The 17313-nt window shown below is 44.7% G+C and carries 21 protein-coding genes; 8 read left to right on the top strand and 13 right to left on the bottom strand.

All coding sequences use genetic code 11. From position 1 onward, the window contains the following. Positions 1 to 52: 52 nt before the first annotated feature. From LYZ37_RS15555 to LYZ37_RS15535, 5 genes are all read right to left on the bottom strand, one after another. Complete coding sequence (locus tag LYZ37_RS15555) at positions 53 to 1117, bottom strand: DUF6765 family protein (protein ID WP_272787825.1); 1065 nt, start codon at positions 1115 to 1117, stop codon at positions 53 to 55. 8 nt (positions 1118 to 1125) lie between these two features. Then, the gene (locus LYZ37_RS15550) at positions 1126 to 1395 is read right to left on the bottom strand and encodes a hypothetical protein (RefSeq protein WP_272787824.1); all 270 of its coding nucleotides are present in this window, start codon (positions 1393 to 1395) and stop codon (positions 1126 to 1128) included. Further along, complete coding sequence (locus tag LYZ37_RS15545) at positions 1392 to 2057, bottom strand: hypothetical protein (RefSeq protein WP_272787823.1); 666 nt, start codon at positions 2055 to 2057, stop codon at positions 1392 to 1394. Before LYZ37_RS15545 ends, LYZ37_RS15550 begins: the two co-directional genes overlap by 4 nt. Further along, a complete protein-coding gene (locus LYZ37_RS15540; protein ID WP_272787822.1) occupies positions 2054 to 2821 on the bottom strand; it encodes a hypothetical protein in 768 nt (255 codons plus the stop codon). The genes LYZ37_RS15545 and LYZ37_RS15540 overlap by 4 nt, the downstream gene beginning before the upstream one ends. Positions 2822 to 3193: 372 nt before the next feature. Beyond that, complete coding sequence (locus LYZ37_RS15535) at positions 3194 to 3364, bottom strand: hypothetical protein (protein ID WP_272787821.1); 171 nt, start codon at positions 3362 to 3364, stop codon at positions 3194 to 3196. 227 nt (positions 3365 to 3591) lie between these two features. On the opposite strand from LYZ37_RS15535, the gene LYZ37_RS15530 reads away from it, so the two are divergent. Next, the gene (locus LYZ37_RS15530) at positions 3592 to 4554 is read left to right on the top strand and encodes a transcriptional regulator (protein WP_272787820.1); all 963 of its coding nucleotides are present in this window, start codon (positions 3592 to 3594) and stop codon (positions 4552 to 4554) included. Between the two features lie 124 nt (positions 4555 to 4678). Here LYZ37_RS15530 and LYZ37_RS15525 read toward each other — a convergent pair whose 3' ends face one another. Then, positions 4679 to 5638, bottom strand: a complete 960-nt coding sequence (locus LYZ37_RS15525; RefSeq protein WP_272787819.1) for a GlxA family transcriptional regulator — start codon at positions 5636 to 5638, stop codon at positions 4679 to 4681. Positions 5639 to 5737: 99 nt separating this feature from the next. On the opposite strand from LYZ37_RS15525, the gene LYZ37_RS15520 reads away from it, so the two are divergent. Next, complete coding sequence (locus LYZ37_RS15520; RefSeq protein ID WP_272787818.1) at positions 5738 to 6529, top strand: MBL fold metallo-hydrolase; 792 nt, start codon at positions 5738 to 5740, stop codon at positions 6527 to 6529. A gap of 54 nt (positions 6530 to 6583) precedes the next feature. Here LYZ37_RS15520 and LYZ37_RS15515 read toward each other — a convergent pair whose 3' ends face one another. From LYZ37_RS15515 to LYZ37_RS15505, 3 genes are all read right to left on the bottom strand, one after another. Then, a complete protein-coding gene (locus tag LYZ37_RS15515; protein WP_272787817.1) occupies positions 6584 to 7192 on the bottom strand; it encodes a LysE family translocator in 609 nt (202 codons plus the stop codon). A 33-nt stretch (positions 7193 to 7225) separates the two neighbouring features. Continuing rightward, on the bottom strand, positions 7226 to 8053 hold the full coding sequence (locus tag LYZ37_RS15510; protein WP_272787816.1) for an AraC family transcriptional regulator: 828 nt from the start codon (positions 8051 to 8053) through the stop codon (positions 7226 to 7228). 148 nt (positions 8054 to 8201) lie between these two features. Next, positions 8202 to 8807, bottom strand: a complete 606-nt coding sequence (locus LYZ37_RS15505) for a LysE family translocator (RefSeq protein ID WP_272787815.1) — start codon at positions 8805 to 8807, stop codon at positions 8202 to 8204. A 121-nt stretch (positions 8808 to 8928) separates the two neighbouring features. On the opposite strand from LYZ37_RS15505, the gene LYZ37_RS15500 reads away from it, so the two are divergent. After that, on the top strand, positions 8929 to 9411 hold the full coding sequence (locus tag LYZ37_RS15500; RefSeq protein WP_272787814.1) for an Lrp/AsnC family transcriptional regulator: 483 nt from the start codon (positions 8929 to 8931) through the stop codon (positions 9409 to 9411). On the opposite strand, the gene LYZ37_RS15495 is transcribed toward LYZ37_RS15500, so the two are convergent. Beyond that, a complete protein-coding gene (locus tag LYZ37_RS15495; RefSeq protein WP_272787813.1) occupies positions 9408 to 10214 on the bottom strand; it encodes an AraC family transcriptional regulator in 807 nt (268 codons plus the stop codon). The two genes, LYZ37_RS15500 and LYZ37_RS15495, sit on opposite strands and share 4 nt — an antisense overlap. Positions 10215 to 10302: 88 nt before the next feature. Between LYZ37_RS15495 and LYZ37_RS15490 the strand changes: the two genes are divergently transcribed. Further along, positions 10303 to 10995: an MOSC domain-containing protein gene (locus LYZ37_RS15490; protein ID WP_239853997.1), complete on the top strand. Its 693-nt coding sequence runs from the start codon at positions 10303 to 10305 to the stop codon at positions 10993 to 10995. Positions 10996 to 11059: 64 nt separating this feature from the next. Here the strand turns inward: LYZ37_RS15490 and LYZ37_RS15485 are convergent, their stop codons facing one another. Beyond that, positions 11060 to 12766, bottom strand: coding sequence for a S8 family peptidase (locus LYZ37_RS15485; RefSeq protein ID WP_171320403.1), 1707 nt, complete (start codon positions 12764 to 12766; stop codon positions 11060 to 11062). A gap of 258 nt (positions 12767 to 13024) precedes the next feature. On the opposite strand from LYZ37_RS15485, the gene LYZ37_RS15480 reads away from it, so the two are divergent. Further along, positions 13025 to 13255 (top strand): hypothetical protein, encoded by a 231-nt coding sequence (locus LYZ37_RS15480; protein WP_272787812.1) that lies wholly within the window; start codon positions 13025 to 13027, stop codon positions 13253 to 13255. Positions 13256 to 13288: 33 nt separating this feature from the next. Next, positions 13289 to 13984, top strand: a complete 696-nt coding sequence (locus LYZ37_RS15475; protein ID WP_272787811.1) for a hypothetical protein — start codon at positions 13289 to 13291, stop codon at positions 13982 to 13984. A gap of 4 nt (positions 13985 to 13988) precedes the next feature. Here the strand turns inward: LYZ37_RS15475 and LYZ37_RS15470 are convergent, their stop codons facing one another. Together LYZ37_RS15470 and LYZ37_RS15465 are read right to left on the bottom strand one after the other, a co-directional pair. After that, complete coding sequence (locus LYZ37_RS15470) at positions 13989 to 14603, bottom strand: TetR/AcrR family transcriptional regulator (protein ID WP_272787810.1); 615 nt, start codon at positions 14601 to 14603, stop codon at positions 13989 to 13991. A gap of 123 nt (positions 14604 to 14726) precedes the next feature. Further along, on the bottom strand, positions 14727 to 15635 hold the full coding sequence (locus LYZ37_RS15465) for a helix-turn-helix domain-containing protein (RefSeq protein ID WP_272787809.1): 909 nt from the start codon (positions 15633 to 15635) through the stop codon (positions 14727 to 14729). A gap of 226 nt (positions 15636 to 15861) precedes the next feature. Between LYZ37_RS15465 and LYZ37_RS15460 the strand changes: the two genes are divergently transcribed. Together LYZ37_RS15460 and LYZ37_RS15455 are read left to right on the top strand one after the other, a co-directional pair. Continuing rightward, the gene (locus tag LYZ37_RS15460) at positions 15862 to 16725 is read left to right on the top strand and encodes an alpha/beta hydrolase (protein WP_272787808.1); all 864 of its coding nucleotides are present in this window, start codon (positions 15862 to 15864) and stop codon (positions 16723 to 16725) included. Positions 16726 to 16737: 12 nt separating this feature from the next. Further along, positions 16738 to 17283 (top strand): nuclear transport factor 2 family protein, encoded by a 546-nt coding sequence (locus tag LYZ37_RS15455; protein WP_272787807.1) that lies wholly within the window; start codon positions 16738 to 16740, stop codon positions 17281 to 17283. Positions 17284 to 17313 lie beyond the last annotated feature (30 nt).

The raw sequence follows: 17313 nt of genomic DNA, 5'->3' as shown, positions 1-17313 counted from the left end.
GAAACCTATACGTATTTTTAGATTTTCACATATCAGCAGGATGACTGAAGCTCTAACTCACCATCAAACCATGTTGCGGTAAGAGCTCTCGCAGAACATACCAACGGTGATATGACGCCGCCTGATAAAAACGATAAATAGGATGTTCCATCGCCTCAGCGCTACTTCGATGGCTAAGAGCTTCAAACCCATCATTCCAGTCTCTGTACTCTGGAATATCTTCCGCGATATTGAACAATTCACCGTACTGGGCTTCATGTTTCCACTTCGCAATCCGCTCATCTCCTTTAGCCTGATACTGTAAAACATCGACAACTTTAGGCGCTAAATGCTCCCAAGCCTGCTGTTGAGACGCGTCTTTCCAATCAGGATTATCGTTAGCAATTTGGGTAAAGATATGATGAATCTTTTGGCAGTACTCAGTAAAAGTCGCGACATTATCTCGCCACCCTGAATGTCCTGACAATTCATACTCAAAACTCCAGTGGAGATAAGGCCTATCTGGAAACGTAACAACACTACCATGACCGAGCGCATTGGAGACACTTTCAGCAACACTCGATTTAATATTGCGAATGATGGGGTTAAACCTATCCCAAACACTGTTCTTTTTGGTCACAATGTAATCTTTAATTTCTCCATCTAAGTCTTTAAACTCAAAGGAAAACTGCTTTACACTATTTCGTCGAGAACTCACGCCAGAAAACCCATAGTGAGCAAAGGTATCAGCGTAGACATGCGCCATAACCCCAAGCAACTCTAAGAAATAGGGCTTCGTAGATTGTGCTAGGTGGTTGGTACACATCTGTTGTGCAATGTCACTGTCTTTTCGACAAATCAACTTCTCAGTAAATGAATTACCTTCATTGCCAGGAAGAAAGTGAAAAGGAACCCAAACGTTACGCTGATCTATAGGGTCTAGATTTTCAAAAGAAGTGGTATGATGCGCAGTAGCCTCCACTTGACAGCTGGAAGCGTCCTCTAGACTAATGCCGCTTTGCTGTGCGTTATCATCTACAAACTGTGCAGAGGTTGCAATAATGCGAGAAGCTTCTCGGGTTAGCCCAGCAGCACGTGCTAGGCAGTAAGTACCGTAATAATGCATATCGATTTGCATAAGTCCTCCTAGCGAACCGCGTTGATAATATCTTGTGTGAGTTCCCAAGCCCCTTCACCCAATTGGCGAACATTGCTTTCAAACTCAGCCACACTCAAATTGCGTTCGGATGCCGCCTGTATCACATCCATCAAGGCTTGATATTGGGCATGGCCTTTAATCGCAGGACTTAACGCCTCCAAATCAAGGCGAGTGTCCAACAGTAGTTGAAACTCTCGTTCTGCCAATTGACGGTTTGCGGTTGCTACAGACTTCTTAATTCGGTTTCTCATACTCATTTGATTTTCTCCAGGTAAGGTTGTGCTTTCTGATCGAGTTCACGAACCTTATCTAAGCCTTTAGCAGCCTGATCCGATAACTCACTAAGTTGTTGATTGATATTATTTCTTAACTGCTCTAAATCGACACTTTCAAGTAGCTCATTCTGCACATCTTGCACTTCTCTAATGCTATTAAGATGAGCGGTAATGGTCTGATTCCCTTGCTTCATTAATGCGAAACTCTGACGGATATCAGCTAACATCACAGACTCAGCTTTTTCCAATGGCACGATGAGCTCACGGCGCTTCGCCTCAATTTCTTCAGTCGCAACAAGCGCCCATTCCTTAACACCGTTGAGCTGAGCCAGCCTATTGGGTTTATCCACCGGGACGAAATCTTCCACTTGGTTGTCATAAACCACTTTCCCCTGCGCCATCTCAATCAGCATTCCTTCGACTATCCAGTCTTCAAGCAATGCAGGCACCCACTCGTTGTACAAGTAGTCTTCTCGCTGTTTCTTAAGAACATCTATATGCTGACGAACCAAGTCCATATAGGCCTGTTCCACATGCGTCATGTCCTTATCCATTTTGTAGGAAAGCTCAACGACTTCTTTGGGGATAGAGGCCGAGCAAGCGGAAAGAAGCACAGATAACAAGACTATCCATAATGACTTCATATTGCTTCTCCTATGAAGGTGATAATCTGAGCGTTAACAGCCTCAAGATTAAGTAGATACAACGGCATTGCTAATGCAATAACCATTACACCAATCTTTTTGAGATTATTTGCGAACCCTCGCTCCGCATGTGTTGTTCGAATCGCATGGGAAGCAAACACCGTGAGGAACAGGGCCCCTGCTTGGCTTATTGCTGCCAAAATGATGTGGAAAGGAAGGAGATCCAAACGAATGGCTTCGATGTAGGCTTTTAGCCCTTGCCCCTTTAACGCTTGCACAACACTGACATAGTATGGGTCTATGGGCGATCGATAGATGGAATAAAGAATGTAGAACAGAACACCATAGGCTAAGGTTTTAATGACTTTTGTATTCTTAGATTCAAAATAGCCGAGCGTAAAAGCGGCATTGAAAAGAAGGAATAATAGACTAAACCCGAGAGCCCATTCTCGATGGCGAACATAGAGAATTGCGGCGATAACCCCTAACACTCCAAAGAGGAAAATCTCACCTTCAGCTTGCGATTTCGTTACCTGGCCGCCGTTGTAATTATGGTTATGATTGGTAACGTTATTACCATGACCAATCTGGATATTGCTGTCATCGCTCGCGGTGATTGTGCCGCTATTCGAGACTCTAATATGGCCCTTTGACAGCGCCTCGCTATTGCGAGAGTCTGCGTTAAGTATTTTTGTCCAAACAATGCCAGCGATCGGGCCAATAAGAACCGCGAGCACGATTGGATCTGTCAGTAGATCTAACATAGGTATTGTACCTTTCTATAAGGCGAGCGAAGCCCGCCAAACTAAATTGATGTCACTTATCGTGGGTATGAGCGTTTATGCTTACAAACGTATTCGAGTCGGCCGAAACGGCGACGTACATACGCGCAAACATCAACGAGTTTTGGTCGAATACTCATGAGAGATTCCTCCATACTTCCTAACAAAGAGGGAACTCAACGATTGAAGTGAAAGCCATAGAAAGGTAATATCGCAATTCTCACCGAGCGATTGGGTTTCTATAGAGACCTGAGACCTCTTAGTGTTGGGTCTTGTAATCGATCACGCCAATGACGACTACATTTCACTTCGCTAGTAAAAAGGCACTTTTAGTATTCTACTGAAAGTGCCTTTTTATTTTTCTTTCCGAACGCCTTTGAATGGTGTGCCATCTTGCTTAACATCCATAAAACGCCCTGTGTTCGCATCACGTTTCACCCAGTTACCCGAAGGCATTTGCGTCTGCGAACGTTCGCGAACCATACCATGACGACGGTTATCGCCTGTTTTACCGTTAGTAGCCATAAGGCCTCCAATTTAAAATGATAAAGAGCCAGCCCCTCCATCTCTGAGCATATTACATAAACTAAACAACCAAGTCAATAACACGTATCGTTTTAATACGTTAAAATTAAACTTAAGTATAAATTAAAGATCTTGTTTAATTTATTAACTGTATTTTTTGATACTTTAAAGTAAGATCAATACTAGCTAACAATGAATTGCTAATACCCCGTGAGAGAAGCTAGAAGATGAAAACATTTGATATATTACGGCAAGAGAACTCCAGTAATGCAGACCGATTCGCCTATATAGATTTCAAACTAAGATTTACTGGTGTGGTAAGAAGAGCTGATATCGGCGAGATGTTTTCTATTGGAGAAGCTGCTGCGTCTAAAGCACTATCCGAGTACAGCAAGACAGGAAACATGGAACACAACCGAGCTCTAAAAGCCAATGCAATTATCAGAGAAAAGTATAATCCTTATATCAATTTAGACGCCGAAACAGCGTTAGGGATGTTAGCTCATGGGTTCAATCGAAACAAACTTACACCGACAGCACCGACGGCAATACCATTTGATAGAATAGATCAAGTACCAAACCAACTGAATATAGAAGACGTAGCCAAAATAACTAGGGCTATCTATGGCGGCTACTCTATCTGCTGTAATTATATCTCTGAGAACAGCGATGAACATGGTGCTAGGACCCTGCTGCCACTTGCAATAATGTATGATGGGACAACTTGGATGTATCGCGCCTACCATCGCAAAGCAGATGGAACCGGACAATTTAAAAATTTTCACTTCTGCAGATCTAAGAAAGTAATTGAAAACAGCTCCCATGGAATATACAAACGCGCCGCTCATGAGGAATTAATTCATGACAAAGCATGGCAGCAAACCATCCCTCTTCAACTTAAGCTACATAGTAATTTTGATATCAAAGATGGCGATACACCTAAAGTGATTGAAGAGAAACAAAAAATGAAGCGCAAAATCCGAATGGACTTTGGTATGGCTGACGGAGCCGAAGAAACTATGATCTCTATTAAGTGCGCATATCTCTGGATATTAGAAAGGAAGTGGTTCATAGATAGACGAGATCCATTAAAAAAAGCAATGGATGAAGGTCAAAACAACCCGACGTTCTTTAAATTTGAACTGACTAACCGAGAGAGTGTTGAGTTCCTACAAAAGCAATGTGTTTAACCACGACACGCCCACCGCTGCGCCATTAATTTATTGAAGAAGTGTTAATGGCGTAGAACTGTTTAAGTCAGGTAAAGTCGCGATATATGTCCTAACCGTTCGGTGGGTCAAGCCCCTCTTTTAATCACCCCTCCCCACGAAACGTCAGCCGCCATTCAGAGGGCGAGACATTGAAGCTCTTTTTGAAGTGCTTACGGAAAACACTTTCTGAGCCGATCCCAGAAAGCTCTGCGATGGTGGATATTGGGTGATGGGTAGATTCTAGCAGTTGCTGACTTAATGCTAGGCGTTGATTAAGCAACCACTCGCCGAAAGTGCAGCCATATACCGCCTTAAACTGGCGCGTAAATGTCCGTCGACTCATTGCACAGCGCTGAGCGACAGAGTCTAGGTCATAGTCGTTAACTAAGTTCAGACTAATATCATCGAGTACCTTGCCAAAACTGGTGACGTTATCTGACTTAGCCGCAATTGGGCTGGGGATATATTGCTGCTGTCCACCACTTCGAAATGGCGCTGTCACCATCAAACGGGCAATTTGCGATGCCACTTCATTACCACAACGGGTTCGCACGATATTAAGACAACAATCTAGAGAAGCAGCCGTTCCGGCAGAAGTTACTATTCTATCTTGCTCGATGAACAGCGGCTCACAGTCGAGAGTCACGTGAGGAAATGATTGTTGGAAAGCTTGCTTAAAGCCCCAATGGGTTGTTGCTCGCTTGCCATCCAGTAAACCTGCTTTGGCGAGCGCATAAACACCCAAGCAAAGGCCGACGACTGTCGCACCGCGTTGATAGGCGCTATTTAGTTTCTCTAGCAAAAACGCGCTTGGCTCGGGCAATGAGTTGGGCCAACTCGGAATGATCACAATATCCGCTTCATCCATCGCCGATAGATCACGGCTTACTGAGGCGTTAAAACCAGAACTCAGAGAGACGCTCGACATATTTTCACTACAGATCACCAGATCAAACACTGGCTGTTGGTCGATAAAGATATCTTGAAAAACCAAACAAGGCACCGAAAGATGAAATGCGCTGATGTCATCGAGCGCCACTAAAGCAATCTTGTATTTCGTCATCCACTTTGACCCGATTTGAGCGGTAGTTGTCCTTTTGACCAGTATTGCACAATCCCACTAAGCTGCATACTTACTCTATCAACCAGATAGGAGTTACACATGAAAATTCACCACTTACGCAGCGCGACGTTCGTTATTGAATCTGGCGAGCACTATATTTTGATTGACCCGATGCTAGGTGGTAAGGGCTCTATGCCGCCGTTTTCCGTGTTTCGCTTTAAGGCAGCAAAGAACCCAACTGTAGATTTACCAAACAATGCGAACGCCCTGCTTTGCAAGGTTAACCAGTCATTGATTACCCATAGCCAGAGCTTTGGCTTTAAGCCGCTACAGCATGGCGATCATTTAGATCCTGCCGGTGAAAAGTTCCTGATTGAGCAGAACGTGCCAGTGACCACATTAAGCAAAGACCAAGCTTACCTAGAGAAGTACGGAATGACGGTTGCTAATGGGCTAACACCTTGGCAGACCACGCCATTTCTTGGAGGCTCGATTACCGCCGTACCGGCTCAACACGGTCATGGCTGGATTCATAAAGTGATGGCGAATGGCTGTGGTTTCTTCTTGCAACTGCCGAACGAGCCGAGCATCTACATTAGCGGTGATACCGTATTAACACCCGATGTAAAAAAAGCGCTGAGTGAGCTAAAACCAGATATTACTGTGGTCGCAACAGGGCAAGCTCAGATGGATGTCGGCCAGCCGCTGCTTATGTCGAGCGATGAGGTGATGGAGTTTATTCGCTTATCGCCGAACAAGGTTATTGCCAACCATATGGAAGCGCTAAACCACTGCCCAATAGATCGAGACACTCTGAAGCGATCGCTCGAAGCAGAAGGGTTAAGTAATAAAGTACTCATCCCGCAAGATGGTGAAACACTGGAATTTTAAGTCGGTATAGCTCTCAGGACAGCCCCGTTCGGCGCTTCCTGAGAGCCTAGTTACTTACAAAGCCAAAAGCGGTGTAACCACATGCTCATAACCTATGGTCAGCGAAACATAAACAAGTAGCGCCGCCATCAGAAGATTGAACACTTTAAAGTAACTCGGATTAGAAATTCGTTTGCCTAACACCAACCCCGCCAATGAGTAGCCAGTCGGTGCGCCAAAAGCCAAAATAGCTAACACTAAAGACCACAACACAATCGCACTGCCCGTAATACCAACACTTGGAAACTGAATTGTTGATACAGGCAAGGTCGCGACTAATGCCTTAGGGTTGAGTAGCTGCATAAACAAGCCATCGCGAAAACTCAGCGAATTTGAATCGCAGGTATCCTGAGAGAGTTCGACATTCGCGCCCGCAACCTTCCACGCGATATGCAATATATACAGGCAACCCGCCAAGCTAATGAAAGGTAGAACCTGCGGATTAATCACCTTTAAACCAATAAATCCCAGCATGACGAACAAAATGAACATCGCCATTCCGACGCCAATAAAGAATCCAAGGTGAGAACGTGTGTTTCTGTTCAAGCCACTATGTAACCCCAAAAGGTTCACAGGGCCAGGGGTATACATCACCCCGATCGCGTAGGCGAAGATTTCTGACATTTAGCACTCCAAAAACACAGTGAGCCGCTTAGCTTATCGGCTCCACTGAAGCTGAAACTGTTTTGGTGTCATGCCAAATACGCGTTTAAAGTTACGGTTAAGGTGACTTGCATCTGCAAAACCAGAGGCGACAGCGGCAATCGTTGCGCTGTGTCCTGCCAATAACTGTCTGCGCGCATAGTTGATGCGACAATTCAAAACGTACTGGTGCGGAGTTATGCAAAAGTGCTCGCGAAAGGCGCGGATGAAGTGGAACTTCGACATGTTGGCGACCTCTGCAATGTCATCAATAGAGATATCATAAGCAAGGTTCGCCAAAATATACTCTTTCGCTCTAAGCAAAAGCCTGTCTGCTCGCGTCTTGTGAATCGGAAGTTCAAGGCTTCCATGCAGGCGAGTTAAAGATTGTGCTAACTGAAACAGGCTCGCTTCATGCTCAATCTTCGAGTAAGACTCTCCTTGTAAACGCTGTGACATAGCGTAAACCTGACGCCTTAACAGTGAGTCATCAAATAAAGTTTGGTTTAACCTGAGTGTCGTGTTCTTTTTATGGCCTAGTGCCTGAAACAGAGGATGCAGCTCATTAGGATGAATGTAGAGCATCACGTATTCTAAGTTTTGCTCTACACCTGAGTGGCCATCATGTATGTCTTCCGGATTGAAAAGCATCACACTACCGGGAGTGCTTTTATAAAAAGCGCTGCGACAGAAAAAGTCTTGTCGGCCTTGAAGCGTTAAGCCGATTGAGTACTCCTCGTGCGCATGCTTCGCGTAGGTAAAATCACTCATCACCGCGCACAGCATAGAAACCTCATCCTGCTGAGAACTGCTTGTATATTTAAAGTGATTATCTTTACCCACGCTCCCTCCTTTTCTTGAGTCCTTTCACATAATTCCTAGGCCAATATATTCAAGTCATCAATAAAAAACTTGAACAAAATTGCTCAACTGCCATCAGTGAACCAAAGCCTATTGGATGGCTGTATTTGCGCTGCGATAGCTCTCTTGCTTACTGCAAGTTGGGTTGACTAACCATAAACATCACGACAAGTACTAAACTGGCACCAAAGCCTCGATTTATCCAGGCCATTTTTTGCGGAGATTGGATAAAGCGATTAAGCATCGAACCAAAATACGCCCATAGCAGCATACCAATGACACCAGTAAACACCATCACGCTAATAATAATCACCACTTGAGATAGGTAATCACTAGTTGGGGAAATGAACTGAGAGAACACCGTCAATGAAGCGACCCAGCTTTTCGGGTTGAGTATTTGAACCAAAATGCCGGACATAAAACCAGATTTCTTAATACTGGAGTTACCATCCATCTCCATGTTGGCAATGCCCCAAGCCATATAGAGCAAGTAACCCGCCCCTAACCATTTCAAGACATTGTAAAGATCGGGGTAAAGAGTAAACAAGCTCACCAAGCCAATACTCGCACCGCCCAAAATCGCGACCACACCGACCGCGTTACCGAGGATAAACGGTAGCGTTGCCCCAATGCCATAGCGGCTCGACAGCCCTACTAAAGCAATATTTCCCGCCCCTGGCGTCAATGAAATCGATATTGCAAACAACATGAAAGCTGTCATCAGTTGAGCACTCATTGCTCTCTCCCATAAAGTGATAATTTCAATATGAGATCCAGTCTAACGATTCGCTCAGGAATATAATTGCTATTTGGGTTAACATTAAAGCAATTTAAGGCAGGCTATTTCCATTTAAGATATGAAAAAGAAAGAATCCACCAACTTTGAACTAGATAATACAGATTTATCCATCTTAGAACATATACAGAAAGATGGCAGAATGAGTAACTCCAAATTGGCAGAGACAGTGAACCTAAGCGAAACGCCTTGCTGGAGACGCTGGAAAAAGATGGAGGAAGAGGGCTATATCGAGGGGTATGCCGCTCGATTGAATCGTAAGAAACTCGGCTTTCAGGTTTCGGGTTTTACACTGGTGACTTTAGGCAGCCATGAGGTCGAAAATACCCAACCATTTGAAGATTATGTCGCAGAGTCCGATTGGATACTCATGTGTCATTGTATTGCTGGCGGAGCAGATTACATTGTGCAAGTGGTCGCGAAAGATCTTGATGAATACTTTGAACGAATCAGCTCGATAAGACGCGTCAAAGGAGTCAGCGCTATTCAATCAAATGTGTCGGTTAAAGAGATCAAGAGTACCTTCCAACTGCCTTTAGATTAACGGGTTTGATGACGGAACTGCTGAGGAGTCACATCAAAATACGCCTTAAACGCTTTGATATATGAGGAGTCATTTTGATACCCGACGCGATCGGCGATGGTTTGAATCGAAAGCGTTTCATCCAGCAATGAGAGCGAATAAATTAAGCGGATCTGCTGACGCCATAACTGAAATGAGGTATTAAACTCCTTGGCAAACAAGCGCGATAATGTTCGCTCCGAGGCGCCTACTTTCTCTCCCCACTCTTTGAGTGAGATTGCCGATGCAGGTGTTTCTGTAAGTTGTTCGAAGATAAGCTTTAAGCGCCGATCTTTGGGCAACAGTAACTGATAAGTCTGGACGTTATCTCGCAATACTTGGTCATGAAGCACCGCTAACAAACGCACTAACTCATCATCCTCTACATGACGCTCACACTGGCGACGAATCTCTTGCAATAGCTCATTGAGAAATGGCGTAAGAGCAATAGTGCGCACATCAGACTCGTAAGGCGCACCAAACGCTGGATTGAGATAGATACCAATGAAGGTAGTATGACTTAACGCGATCGACTCATGCTGGACACCCGCTGGGACAAACAAAACCGACGTATGAGGCACAAGATGCTGGTACTGCTCTGTTTGAGTTTGTAGCAAGCCCTTTAATGGAAAAATAATCTGGTGCCAAGTATGTTGGTGCAGATGGTCAATATAGCCTTTCGGCATATCTATCGTTTTCACTAAAGCAGGCAAATGAGGGTTTGCAGCCATCATCTCATTGGAAGTGGCCACCCCTGAGTTAGACTCTATTTGGCGAGTTAGCATGGTTAACTGTCTTTACATCCCTATTCCGTCACTACTGGGCTAGGCTATCATGCCAAGTAGATTGATTGAAGAGAGTGTGAGAGGAAGCATGAAAAAGCTCGGTGTTGTAAACGCGGTTCTGACAGGAACAACAAAGCCCTTCGCGCATGGCGCACAAAGTGCCATCAACAAACAGGTTCGCACAGAGCGACAACACGCCAATGAAGTTGGCTTTACCAACGATGAACAAGGCGATCCGCGCTTTCATGGTGGCATTCAAAAAGCCCTTCACATTTACCCAAGTGAGCACTACCCACTTTGGCAAAAAGATCTCGGTGATAAAGCCATTTTGCAATCCGTGGGCGCTTTTGGCGAAAACCTAAGTTCATCCGGAGTGACAGAAGCCAACATCTGCCTTAAAGATAAAATTCGTATTGGCTCAACTCTGCTCGAAGTGTCGCAAGGACGAATGCCGTGTTGGAAGCTCAATGTCCGAATCGACCAACATGATATGGCGAAAAGAGTTCAAGATACGCTAAGAACCGGGTGGTACTTCCGTGTCTTAGAAGAAGGTGACATTGGCGCAGGTGACGAAATTATTCTGTGTGAGAGACCTTATCCAGATTGGTCACTAGCGCGTGTCATGGGCGCCGTTTTTGAAGGTTGCTTAGAGCCGACACTTCTACAAGAGATGTCTACCTTACCCTTAGTTGAATCATGGGGAGCTTTGATTCAACGTCGTTTAGACACAGGTATACTCGAAGACTGGCAGCAAAGACTCGTTGGGCCAACCGCAGGCTGAGCCTTTACAACAAACCAAAAAAAGAGGTCGCATCACGCGACCTCTTTTACATCAGAGAATCAAACTATCGACTTGCTAGCTCAGCGAAAATCGCTTCGGCATCAACAATACCACCAGAGATAGAGAGCGTACTAAATGGTACTAAATCTTCTGGAGACGATGGCTTCTTCACTAATAACTCAGGATACGTACGTGATTTGCTCATCAACAGCGCTTTAAGCTCTTTTGCTGATAGCTCTGGGTAGTGAGACCATACCAAGGCAGCCACACCCGAAACCACAGGCGCAGCCATACTGGTACCACTATACGCAGCATAGTTATTGTCAGGTGTAGAGGAAAGAACGCGATAGCCAGGAGCGAACACATCTACCGTTTCCTGACCAAAGTTACTAAAGCTTGCGACCATAGAATCATCTGCGTATTTCGCCGATGCACCGACATCCATCCAAGTAGAGATTGGACGAGACCATTTGTGCTTAGCGAAACGGTTCGGGAAGCTTGGCTTGATATCGTTGTCCGTTTTGCTGTTACCCGCAGAGTGCACAATAAGCACCCCTTTGCGCGCTGCATAACGGAAAGCGTGGTCAACAATATGTTTACGTGGCGAGTAGCTCTTACCAAAACTCATATTGATGATCTTTGCACCGTTATCTACTGCGTAGCGGACTGCGTTCGCGATATCTTTATCACGCTCATCACCATTTGGCACCATACGCACTGCCATGATCTGTGCGTGATCTGCAATACCTTCAATCCCTAAGCCATTATTACGCTCAGCGGCAATGATACCCGCTACGTGTGTACCATGAGCGCCCACTGGACCTTTTACATCATTGTTGCCGTAGCCTTTTTCCCAAGGGTTAGTGATATCGTCCATAACGATGTCTCTACGGGTATCAAAGTCTAGATTGTAGTGGTAGTCCAAAGATTCCTTATAACGGCTTGTACGTGACTCTAGATACTCAAATGAATACCAAGAATCAAACACCCCAAGTAATCCTTGCGCCGCTGCAACTACATCAGCGTTAGAGTGAGAAAGCAGAACTTGTAGGCCATCAACGGTAAAGTCTTTGTGCTCAACCAAGGCCAAGATTTGCGCTTTGTAGCCATTGGCTTGTTCAGTCGCTGCTGTCACTTGTTCTAGAGCCGTGGTGTAATACTCAACATTCTCTAAGTAGTCAGCCTCAACACCTTGATAGTATTTGCGTTTCTTCGGCGGAATCCAGTGGTTACCCTCTTTGAGTTCCAAGTACTTTTTGTACTCGCGGGTCACTTCTAACGTATCTTGATCAACGTTAATACCTAGCGAGTTACCCAAGAAGTTCCAACCATGCACATCATCAATGTAGCCGTTACCGTCATCATCGATGCCATTACCTGGGATCTCATCTTCGTTGGTCCAAAGCTTGTTTTTTAGATCTTCGTGGTCAATGTCGACACCTGAATCTAGCACCGCAACAATAATAGGCTGAGGCTTAAGTGGTGGTAGCATGAAATCATAAACAATGTCTGAGCCTACACCTTGAATACTTGAGTAATTGGCTGACATATTGAACCAATCACCGCGATCTTCAGCAGGTGTACTGAACATACGCATTGAGAAAAACGCAGGTTCAGCGGGCTTCGCCGAATAATCTTCAACGATATTGCCTTTAACATCTGTGATGAAAGGAGAATTGACTGGAGTTGGGTCAGCACTGACGTTTGCTGAAACCGACGCTGAAGCCAAAATAGCAACAGCAAGGGCGGAAAGTTTATATCCGTTTTTCATTATGTTACATCCTATATTTTTGTATGCTTAAAAAGCGAGCAAAAGATAAAATGCAACACTATGAATATCATTCACGAAAGTAATTAATTGAGTTTAAGATCTCATTGTGAGTATTATTTTTCTGTCAAAGTTTGAGCCACATTCTATTAACATATTCAACATTTACCCTTACCGCCCTTTGTGTTGAAAACTCTTTGTAATCAATACATTAGACAATAAGGATTGATTGGGTTTTATAGAAATTAGGGATTAATCAGTATGGAAACACATCTAGGCTTTACCTACCACTCAACAGAGAATTACGTGCAGATCTACCGTGATGGAACCTTGGTAACGACACTCCGAGGAAAAAGCGCAAATCACTTTACAGCGCGGGCTGCCGAAATGAACCATCAACAGCAGCAACAGTTGATGGCGAGAGAAACGGGTAACTATAAGCGTGGTAATGAAAAGTCAGCCAAATCTAAACACCAAAACAAGTACCGCTAACCACTAGGGTTATCAGCAAATACAGGGAATATCGTGAAAAACAGAATGGAACAAGCCACTCTTAGCGCCATAACCAATAATCAAAACTGGTGCCAGCGTGTAGCAGAAATACACCAAGTGGAAACAAAACTTGAAGTGAATTACTGGTGTTCGAAAGACCCAATGCCGACCTTTTTCCCCAACCTAGTCACACTCAATGAGTCCGCTAGACAAGCGCTATTGGAAGAAGTCATTCCCGTACAAGGCAGCTACTTTGTAAAAGATTGCTTTGCCGCGTTAAGCCTCGACCCACTAGGATTCACCAAATTATTTGATGCAAATTGGTATATTAAGAAAGCTCTGCCGCCGCTTCGACAAAGCGATAGTGTCCAAATCTCAGAAGCGACAAGCGCTGAAGGGTTGGCTGAATGGGAAACTCGCTGGCGTGGGGAAGAAAACTATACGCCTATTTACCCTAGCAGCGTGCTAGATTCTGAGGCCGTCCGGTTCTTCACTGCTGAATCAAATGGGCAAGTGGCGGGTATTACGAGTTTCAACGATACACACACGCTCGGCATCTACAACTTATGGGGTGAGCCGGCGTTATTCTCCGCTCTTATTGAGCATGTGCAAATGCTTTACCCTAATCAAGATATTGTCGGCTATGCAGATGAACAAGAAGTACAGCGACTTGAGCCACTTGGCTTTGAGATTTTAACGCCTTTAACAGTGTGGGGACGTTTCGCTTAACCGTTCAACTGTTAGTTTTAACGCCGCAGCCGTTGATAATAAGCTGAGTGATGAACTGAGCGGCTTGATGATAATCGTCGTTATCTAGCTGCTCTCTTTTCATGACATTGCAGATTTGCCAGCCAAAGTCGGCATAGGTTTGAGTGGCGGCCCAGATGGTAAACATCAAGTGGTGTGCTGGAACGTCATCCATAAGCCCCTGCTGTGACCAGGTTGAAAACTTATCGATGATCATTTGTGACTGCTTAAACAACTCTTGACCAATATCTTCTGGTAGTGCTTTGGCCCCTGACATCACTTCATTGGCGAATACCTTTGATGCATAAGGATGGTCGCGTGAAATACGAAGTTTCGCTTCGATATACTCGGTTAGAGCCTGAACTGGGTCTGTCAGTTCTTCAATCGGTCGTGATGCTTCAAGCAATGGCTGAGTTACTGTCTTTAGTACCGCGTAATAGAGCTTATCTTTGGAGCTGAAGTAGTAAAAAACGTTCGCCTTAGGAATATCAGCCGCTTTAGCGATATCGACAATTTTTGTCGCCGCATAACCATGGGTAGCAAACTGTTCACTGGCTACTTCAATAATTAGCTGCTGATTTTTCTGCCTAATACGACTCATTCGATACCCTTATACGTTCACATCGAAATCAGTGTAAACAATATGTTATCGATAGCAATACTCTAAGCTGTGCCACACAGTCTGCGTCACAATCAAAATAGCCTCATCGGTTAACAGGTCGTGCTATTCCGGTTGATTCTGCTTAGCGAACTGCCCTGGAGTTACTCCAAAGTGGCCCTTAAAAGCTCGTGTAAAGTGCGACTGATCGTTGAAGCCTAATTCATGGGCTATCAATGCGATATTCACTTTATCAGCGGTCAATAAAGCTTTCGCCTGCTCTAGTCGTTTACTCATTAAGTACTGGTATGGCGTAACCCCGACCAGTTTCTTAAACTCGCGCAGAAAATAAAACTTACTGCAATTAAGTAAGTCTGACAGATCATCAACAGAGATATTCGAACCAATATTTTCTGCAATGTATTGATCAATTTTGTCCACCTGAGCCTGCTCGAACCTTGATGAGGATTGCTGGCTGTGCTTTAAGTCAAAGTAGTTGGAATAGTTCTGTATGTAATGCGTAGCAAGTAAGGCAATAAGGTTTTTGAAGTAAGCAGGCCCATTGCGCCCTTTCGCCTTAGTTTCAAGCATAAACAGCTCCATGATGCCCTTAATCGTTTCATCCAACACGTTATAGTTATTCAGAAACTGCAGATCCATCCCTTCAATATTGAGTGGACACTGGGAAAGAAACTCTTGCTCTTCAATCGCTAAAATAACGAAGTAACAAGGCTCAGAGATATCATGAGTAAATGGGGTTTTAGGTGGGTTAATCCAGATATTTCCTGGGCTTGTTTTAAGTGACGCAACGTTGCCGTCCTTTTCTACGTTCCAGTTAAGATCTTGATCCAGTGCTAAGGCAAAATAGAAGTAAGGCGTGTAAACATTGGTCGGATAAAAGTGGGGAGAACTGCCTTTTTCGAGCACCACACCTTGCCAATCTAACTCGTGATTGGAAAACTCAATATCCAGTACGTTTCCACAATTTGAAAGCTGATTTGATTCAAAATCAAAGAACTTAAGCTGAGATTCCATCTCTAATCCCTTACATCTCTTACTTAGCTACATTTACCTAAGTAACCTAGCCGATACTTCACTTTGCCGTCAACCCACCTTTTCTAGATGAGTTTGTGCAATAAAGTACAAAAAGCCAAGCAGTAATCTTCAATCTTAGCTAAGCCAATCTCACTACTATTGAACTCAGTTAGACAATCCGCCATTGCAGATAACCAAAGCAAACGCCAATACTGAGGAGCGCATCATGCAAACCATTCAACTAGACACAAGAGTTGGTTCACTAGCAGCAAATCTATACTTACCTGAAGGCATTGAGAAACCACCTGTTGTCATTGTGACCGGTGCTTGGACAACAGTAAAAGAGCAAATGCCTGCGGTATACGCAAAAGCTTTAGCTGAGCAGGGCTATGCCGCTCTCACGTTTGACTTTCGCGGATGGGGACAATCAGACGATGACATTCGCTTCCTAGAAAACCCACAACGAAAAGCACAAGACATCAGTGCGGTTATCGATGCAGTAAAATCGCTTGAGCAAGTAGATGGTAGCCGTATTGCCGGTTTAGGGATCTGTGCTTCTGCAGGCTATATGCTAGACGCGACCGCTGCCAATGCCAACGTTAAAGCGGTTGCTCTTGTTGCTCCTTGGCTGCATGACAAATCAATGGCAACAGCAATCTATGGTGGCGAAGAGAGCGTGAACAATCTTCTGCTCGCTTCACAACAAGCATCTCAAAGTGCAGAGCCTGTCTACATTGAGGCTGCCAGCTTAACCAATGAAAGCGCCTTAATGTATCAAGCACCTTATTACACTGAAACCGACCGTGGCCTAATTGCCGAGTATGACAACCAGTTCAATGTGGCATCGTGGGACGGTTGGCTAAATTACAACGCACACCTAAGCGCACTGATCCAAAATAAACCCGTTCTTATGGTCGCTTCGGAAGATATGGCTCTGCCAGCAGGTGCTCATCAATACTTAGAGCTTGCAGGAGACAATGTCACTGCGACTTGGTTTGAGGGTGTCTCTCAATTTGATTTCTACGATCAACCACAAGCAGTGAGCAACGCTGTAGAGGCAATCACTAAGCACTTTGCAGCCAATCTATAAAGGAGAATAGCGATGCAACGTTTAATCATCTTACTTTTGGGGATATTTGCCATGACAGCACAAGCCAATACGATAACCCGCGACGAAGCCCAAATTAAGAGCGCTTTAAATAGCTTTTCAGCGATGGCTGACCAAGGTGCTTACGAATATCTTGGTCGCTTGTTTGCCCCTGTAGTTACTCTCGATTACACCTCTCTATTTGGTGGAGAAGTCTCTTCAACCAACCGTCGAGATTTGATGAAACAATGGGCTGGCTTCCTGCCGGGTTTTGATACCACTTTCCACGATTTAGACATTGAGAAAGTAACCATTTCAGGTGACAAAGCGGATGCCCTAGCGGACATCACTGCGAGCCACTGGCTAGGTGACGAAGGCTTTTGGCAAGTGTCAGGTCAGTATGAGTTTTCCCTTATTAAGGCAGGAGATAGCTGGCAGATAGAGACTGTAAAACTGAATCGACTCGCAGAGAAAGGCAGCAGAGACATCCTTGGTTTAGCTCCTCAGCGAGCTGCAGAAAATCGACAGCAGCGTAGTGAATTACTGGTTAAGCTCGACTAACTGCCTTTTCTCTATGGGCTGAACAACAAA

Source organism: Vibrio tubiashii (genome assembly GCF_028551255.1).
GTDB lineage: Bacteria > Pseudomonadota > Gammaproteobacteria > Enterobacterales > Vibrionaceae > Vibrio > Vibrio tubiashii_B.
This window is presented reverse-complemented; position numbering and strand designations above follow the sequence as displayed.

Bases quoted from the DNA above. Each gene is read 5' to 3' on its own strand.
- LYZ37_RS15455 (WP_272787807.1), top strand. From the start codon at position 16,738: ATGCAACGTTTAATCATCTTACTTTTGGGGATATTTGCCATGACAGCA.
- LYZ37_RS15545 (WP_272787823.1), bottom strand. From the start codon at position 2,057: ATGAAGTCATTATGGATAGTCTTGTTATCTGTGCTTCTTTCCGCTTGC.
- LYZ37_RS15550 (WP_272787824.1), bottom strand. From the start codon at position 1,395: ATGAGTATGAGAAACCGAATTAAGAAGTCTGTAGCAACCGCAAACCGT.
- LYZ37_RS15460 (WP_272787808.1), top strand. From the start codon at position 15,862: ATGCAAACCATTCAACTAGACACAAGAGTTGGTTCACTAGCAGCAAAT.
- LYZ37_RS15505 (WP_272787815.1), bottom strand. From the start codon at position 8,807: ATGAGTGCTCAACTGATGACAGCTTTCATGTTGTTTGCAATATCGATT.
- LYZ37_RS15495 (WP_272787813.1), bottom strand. From the start codon at position 10,214: ATGCTAACTCGCCAAATAGAGTCTAACTCAGGGGTGGCCACTTCCAAT.
- LYZ37_RS15540 (WP_272787822.1), bottom strand. From the start codon at position 2,821: ATGTTAGATCTACTGACAGATCCAATCGTGCTCGCGGTTCTTATTGGC.
- LYZ37_RS15480 (WP_272787812.1), top strand. From the start codon at position 13,025: ATGGAAACACATCTAGGCTTTACCTACCACTCAACAGAGAATTACGTG.
- LYZ37_RS15530 (WP_272787820.1), top strand. From the start codon at position 3,592: ATGAAAACATTTGATATATTACGGCAAGAGAACTCCAGTAATGCAGAC.
- LYZ37_RS15465 (WP_272787809.1), bottom strand. From the start codon at position 15,635: ATGGAATCTCAGCTTAAGTTCTTTGATTTTGAATCAAATCAGCTTTCA.
- LYZ37_RS15500 (WP_272787814.1), top strand. From the start codon at position 8,929: ATGAAAAAGAAAGAATCCACCAACTTTGAACTAGATAATACAGATTTA.
- LYZ37_RS15470 (WP_272787810.1), bottom strand. From the start codon at position 14,603: ATGAGTCGTATTAGGCAGAAAAATCAGCAGCTAATTATTGAAGTAGCC.
- LYZ37_RS15515 (WP_272787817.1), bottom strand. From the start codon at position 7,192: ATGTCAGAAATCTTCGCCTACGCGATCGGGGTGATGTATACCCCTGGC.
- LYZ37_RS15555 (WP_272787825.1), bottom strand. From the start codon at position 1,117: ATGCAAATCGATATGCATTATTACGGTACTTACTGCCTAGCACGTGCT.
- LYZ37_RS15535 (WP_272787821.1), bottom strand. From the start codon at position 3,364: ATGGCTACTAACGGTAAAACAGGCGATAACCGTCGTCATGGTATGGTT.
- LYZ37_RS15520 (WP_272787818.1), top strand. From the start codon at position 5,738: ATGAAAATTCACCACTTACGCAGCGCGACGTTCGTTATTGAATCTGGC.
- LYZ37_RS15490 (WP_239853997.1), top strand. From the start codon at position 10,303: ATGAAAAAGCTCGGTGTTGTAAACGCGGTTCTGACAGGAACAACAAAG.
- LYZ37_RS15525 (WP_272787819.1), bottom strand. From the start codon at position 5,638: ATGACGAAATACAAGATTGCTTTAGTGGCGCTCGATGACATCAGCGCA.
- LYZ37_RS15485 (WP_171320403.1), bottom strand. From the start codon at position 12,766: ATGAAAAACGGATATAAACTTTCCGCCCTTGCTGTTGCTATTTTGGCT.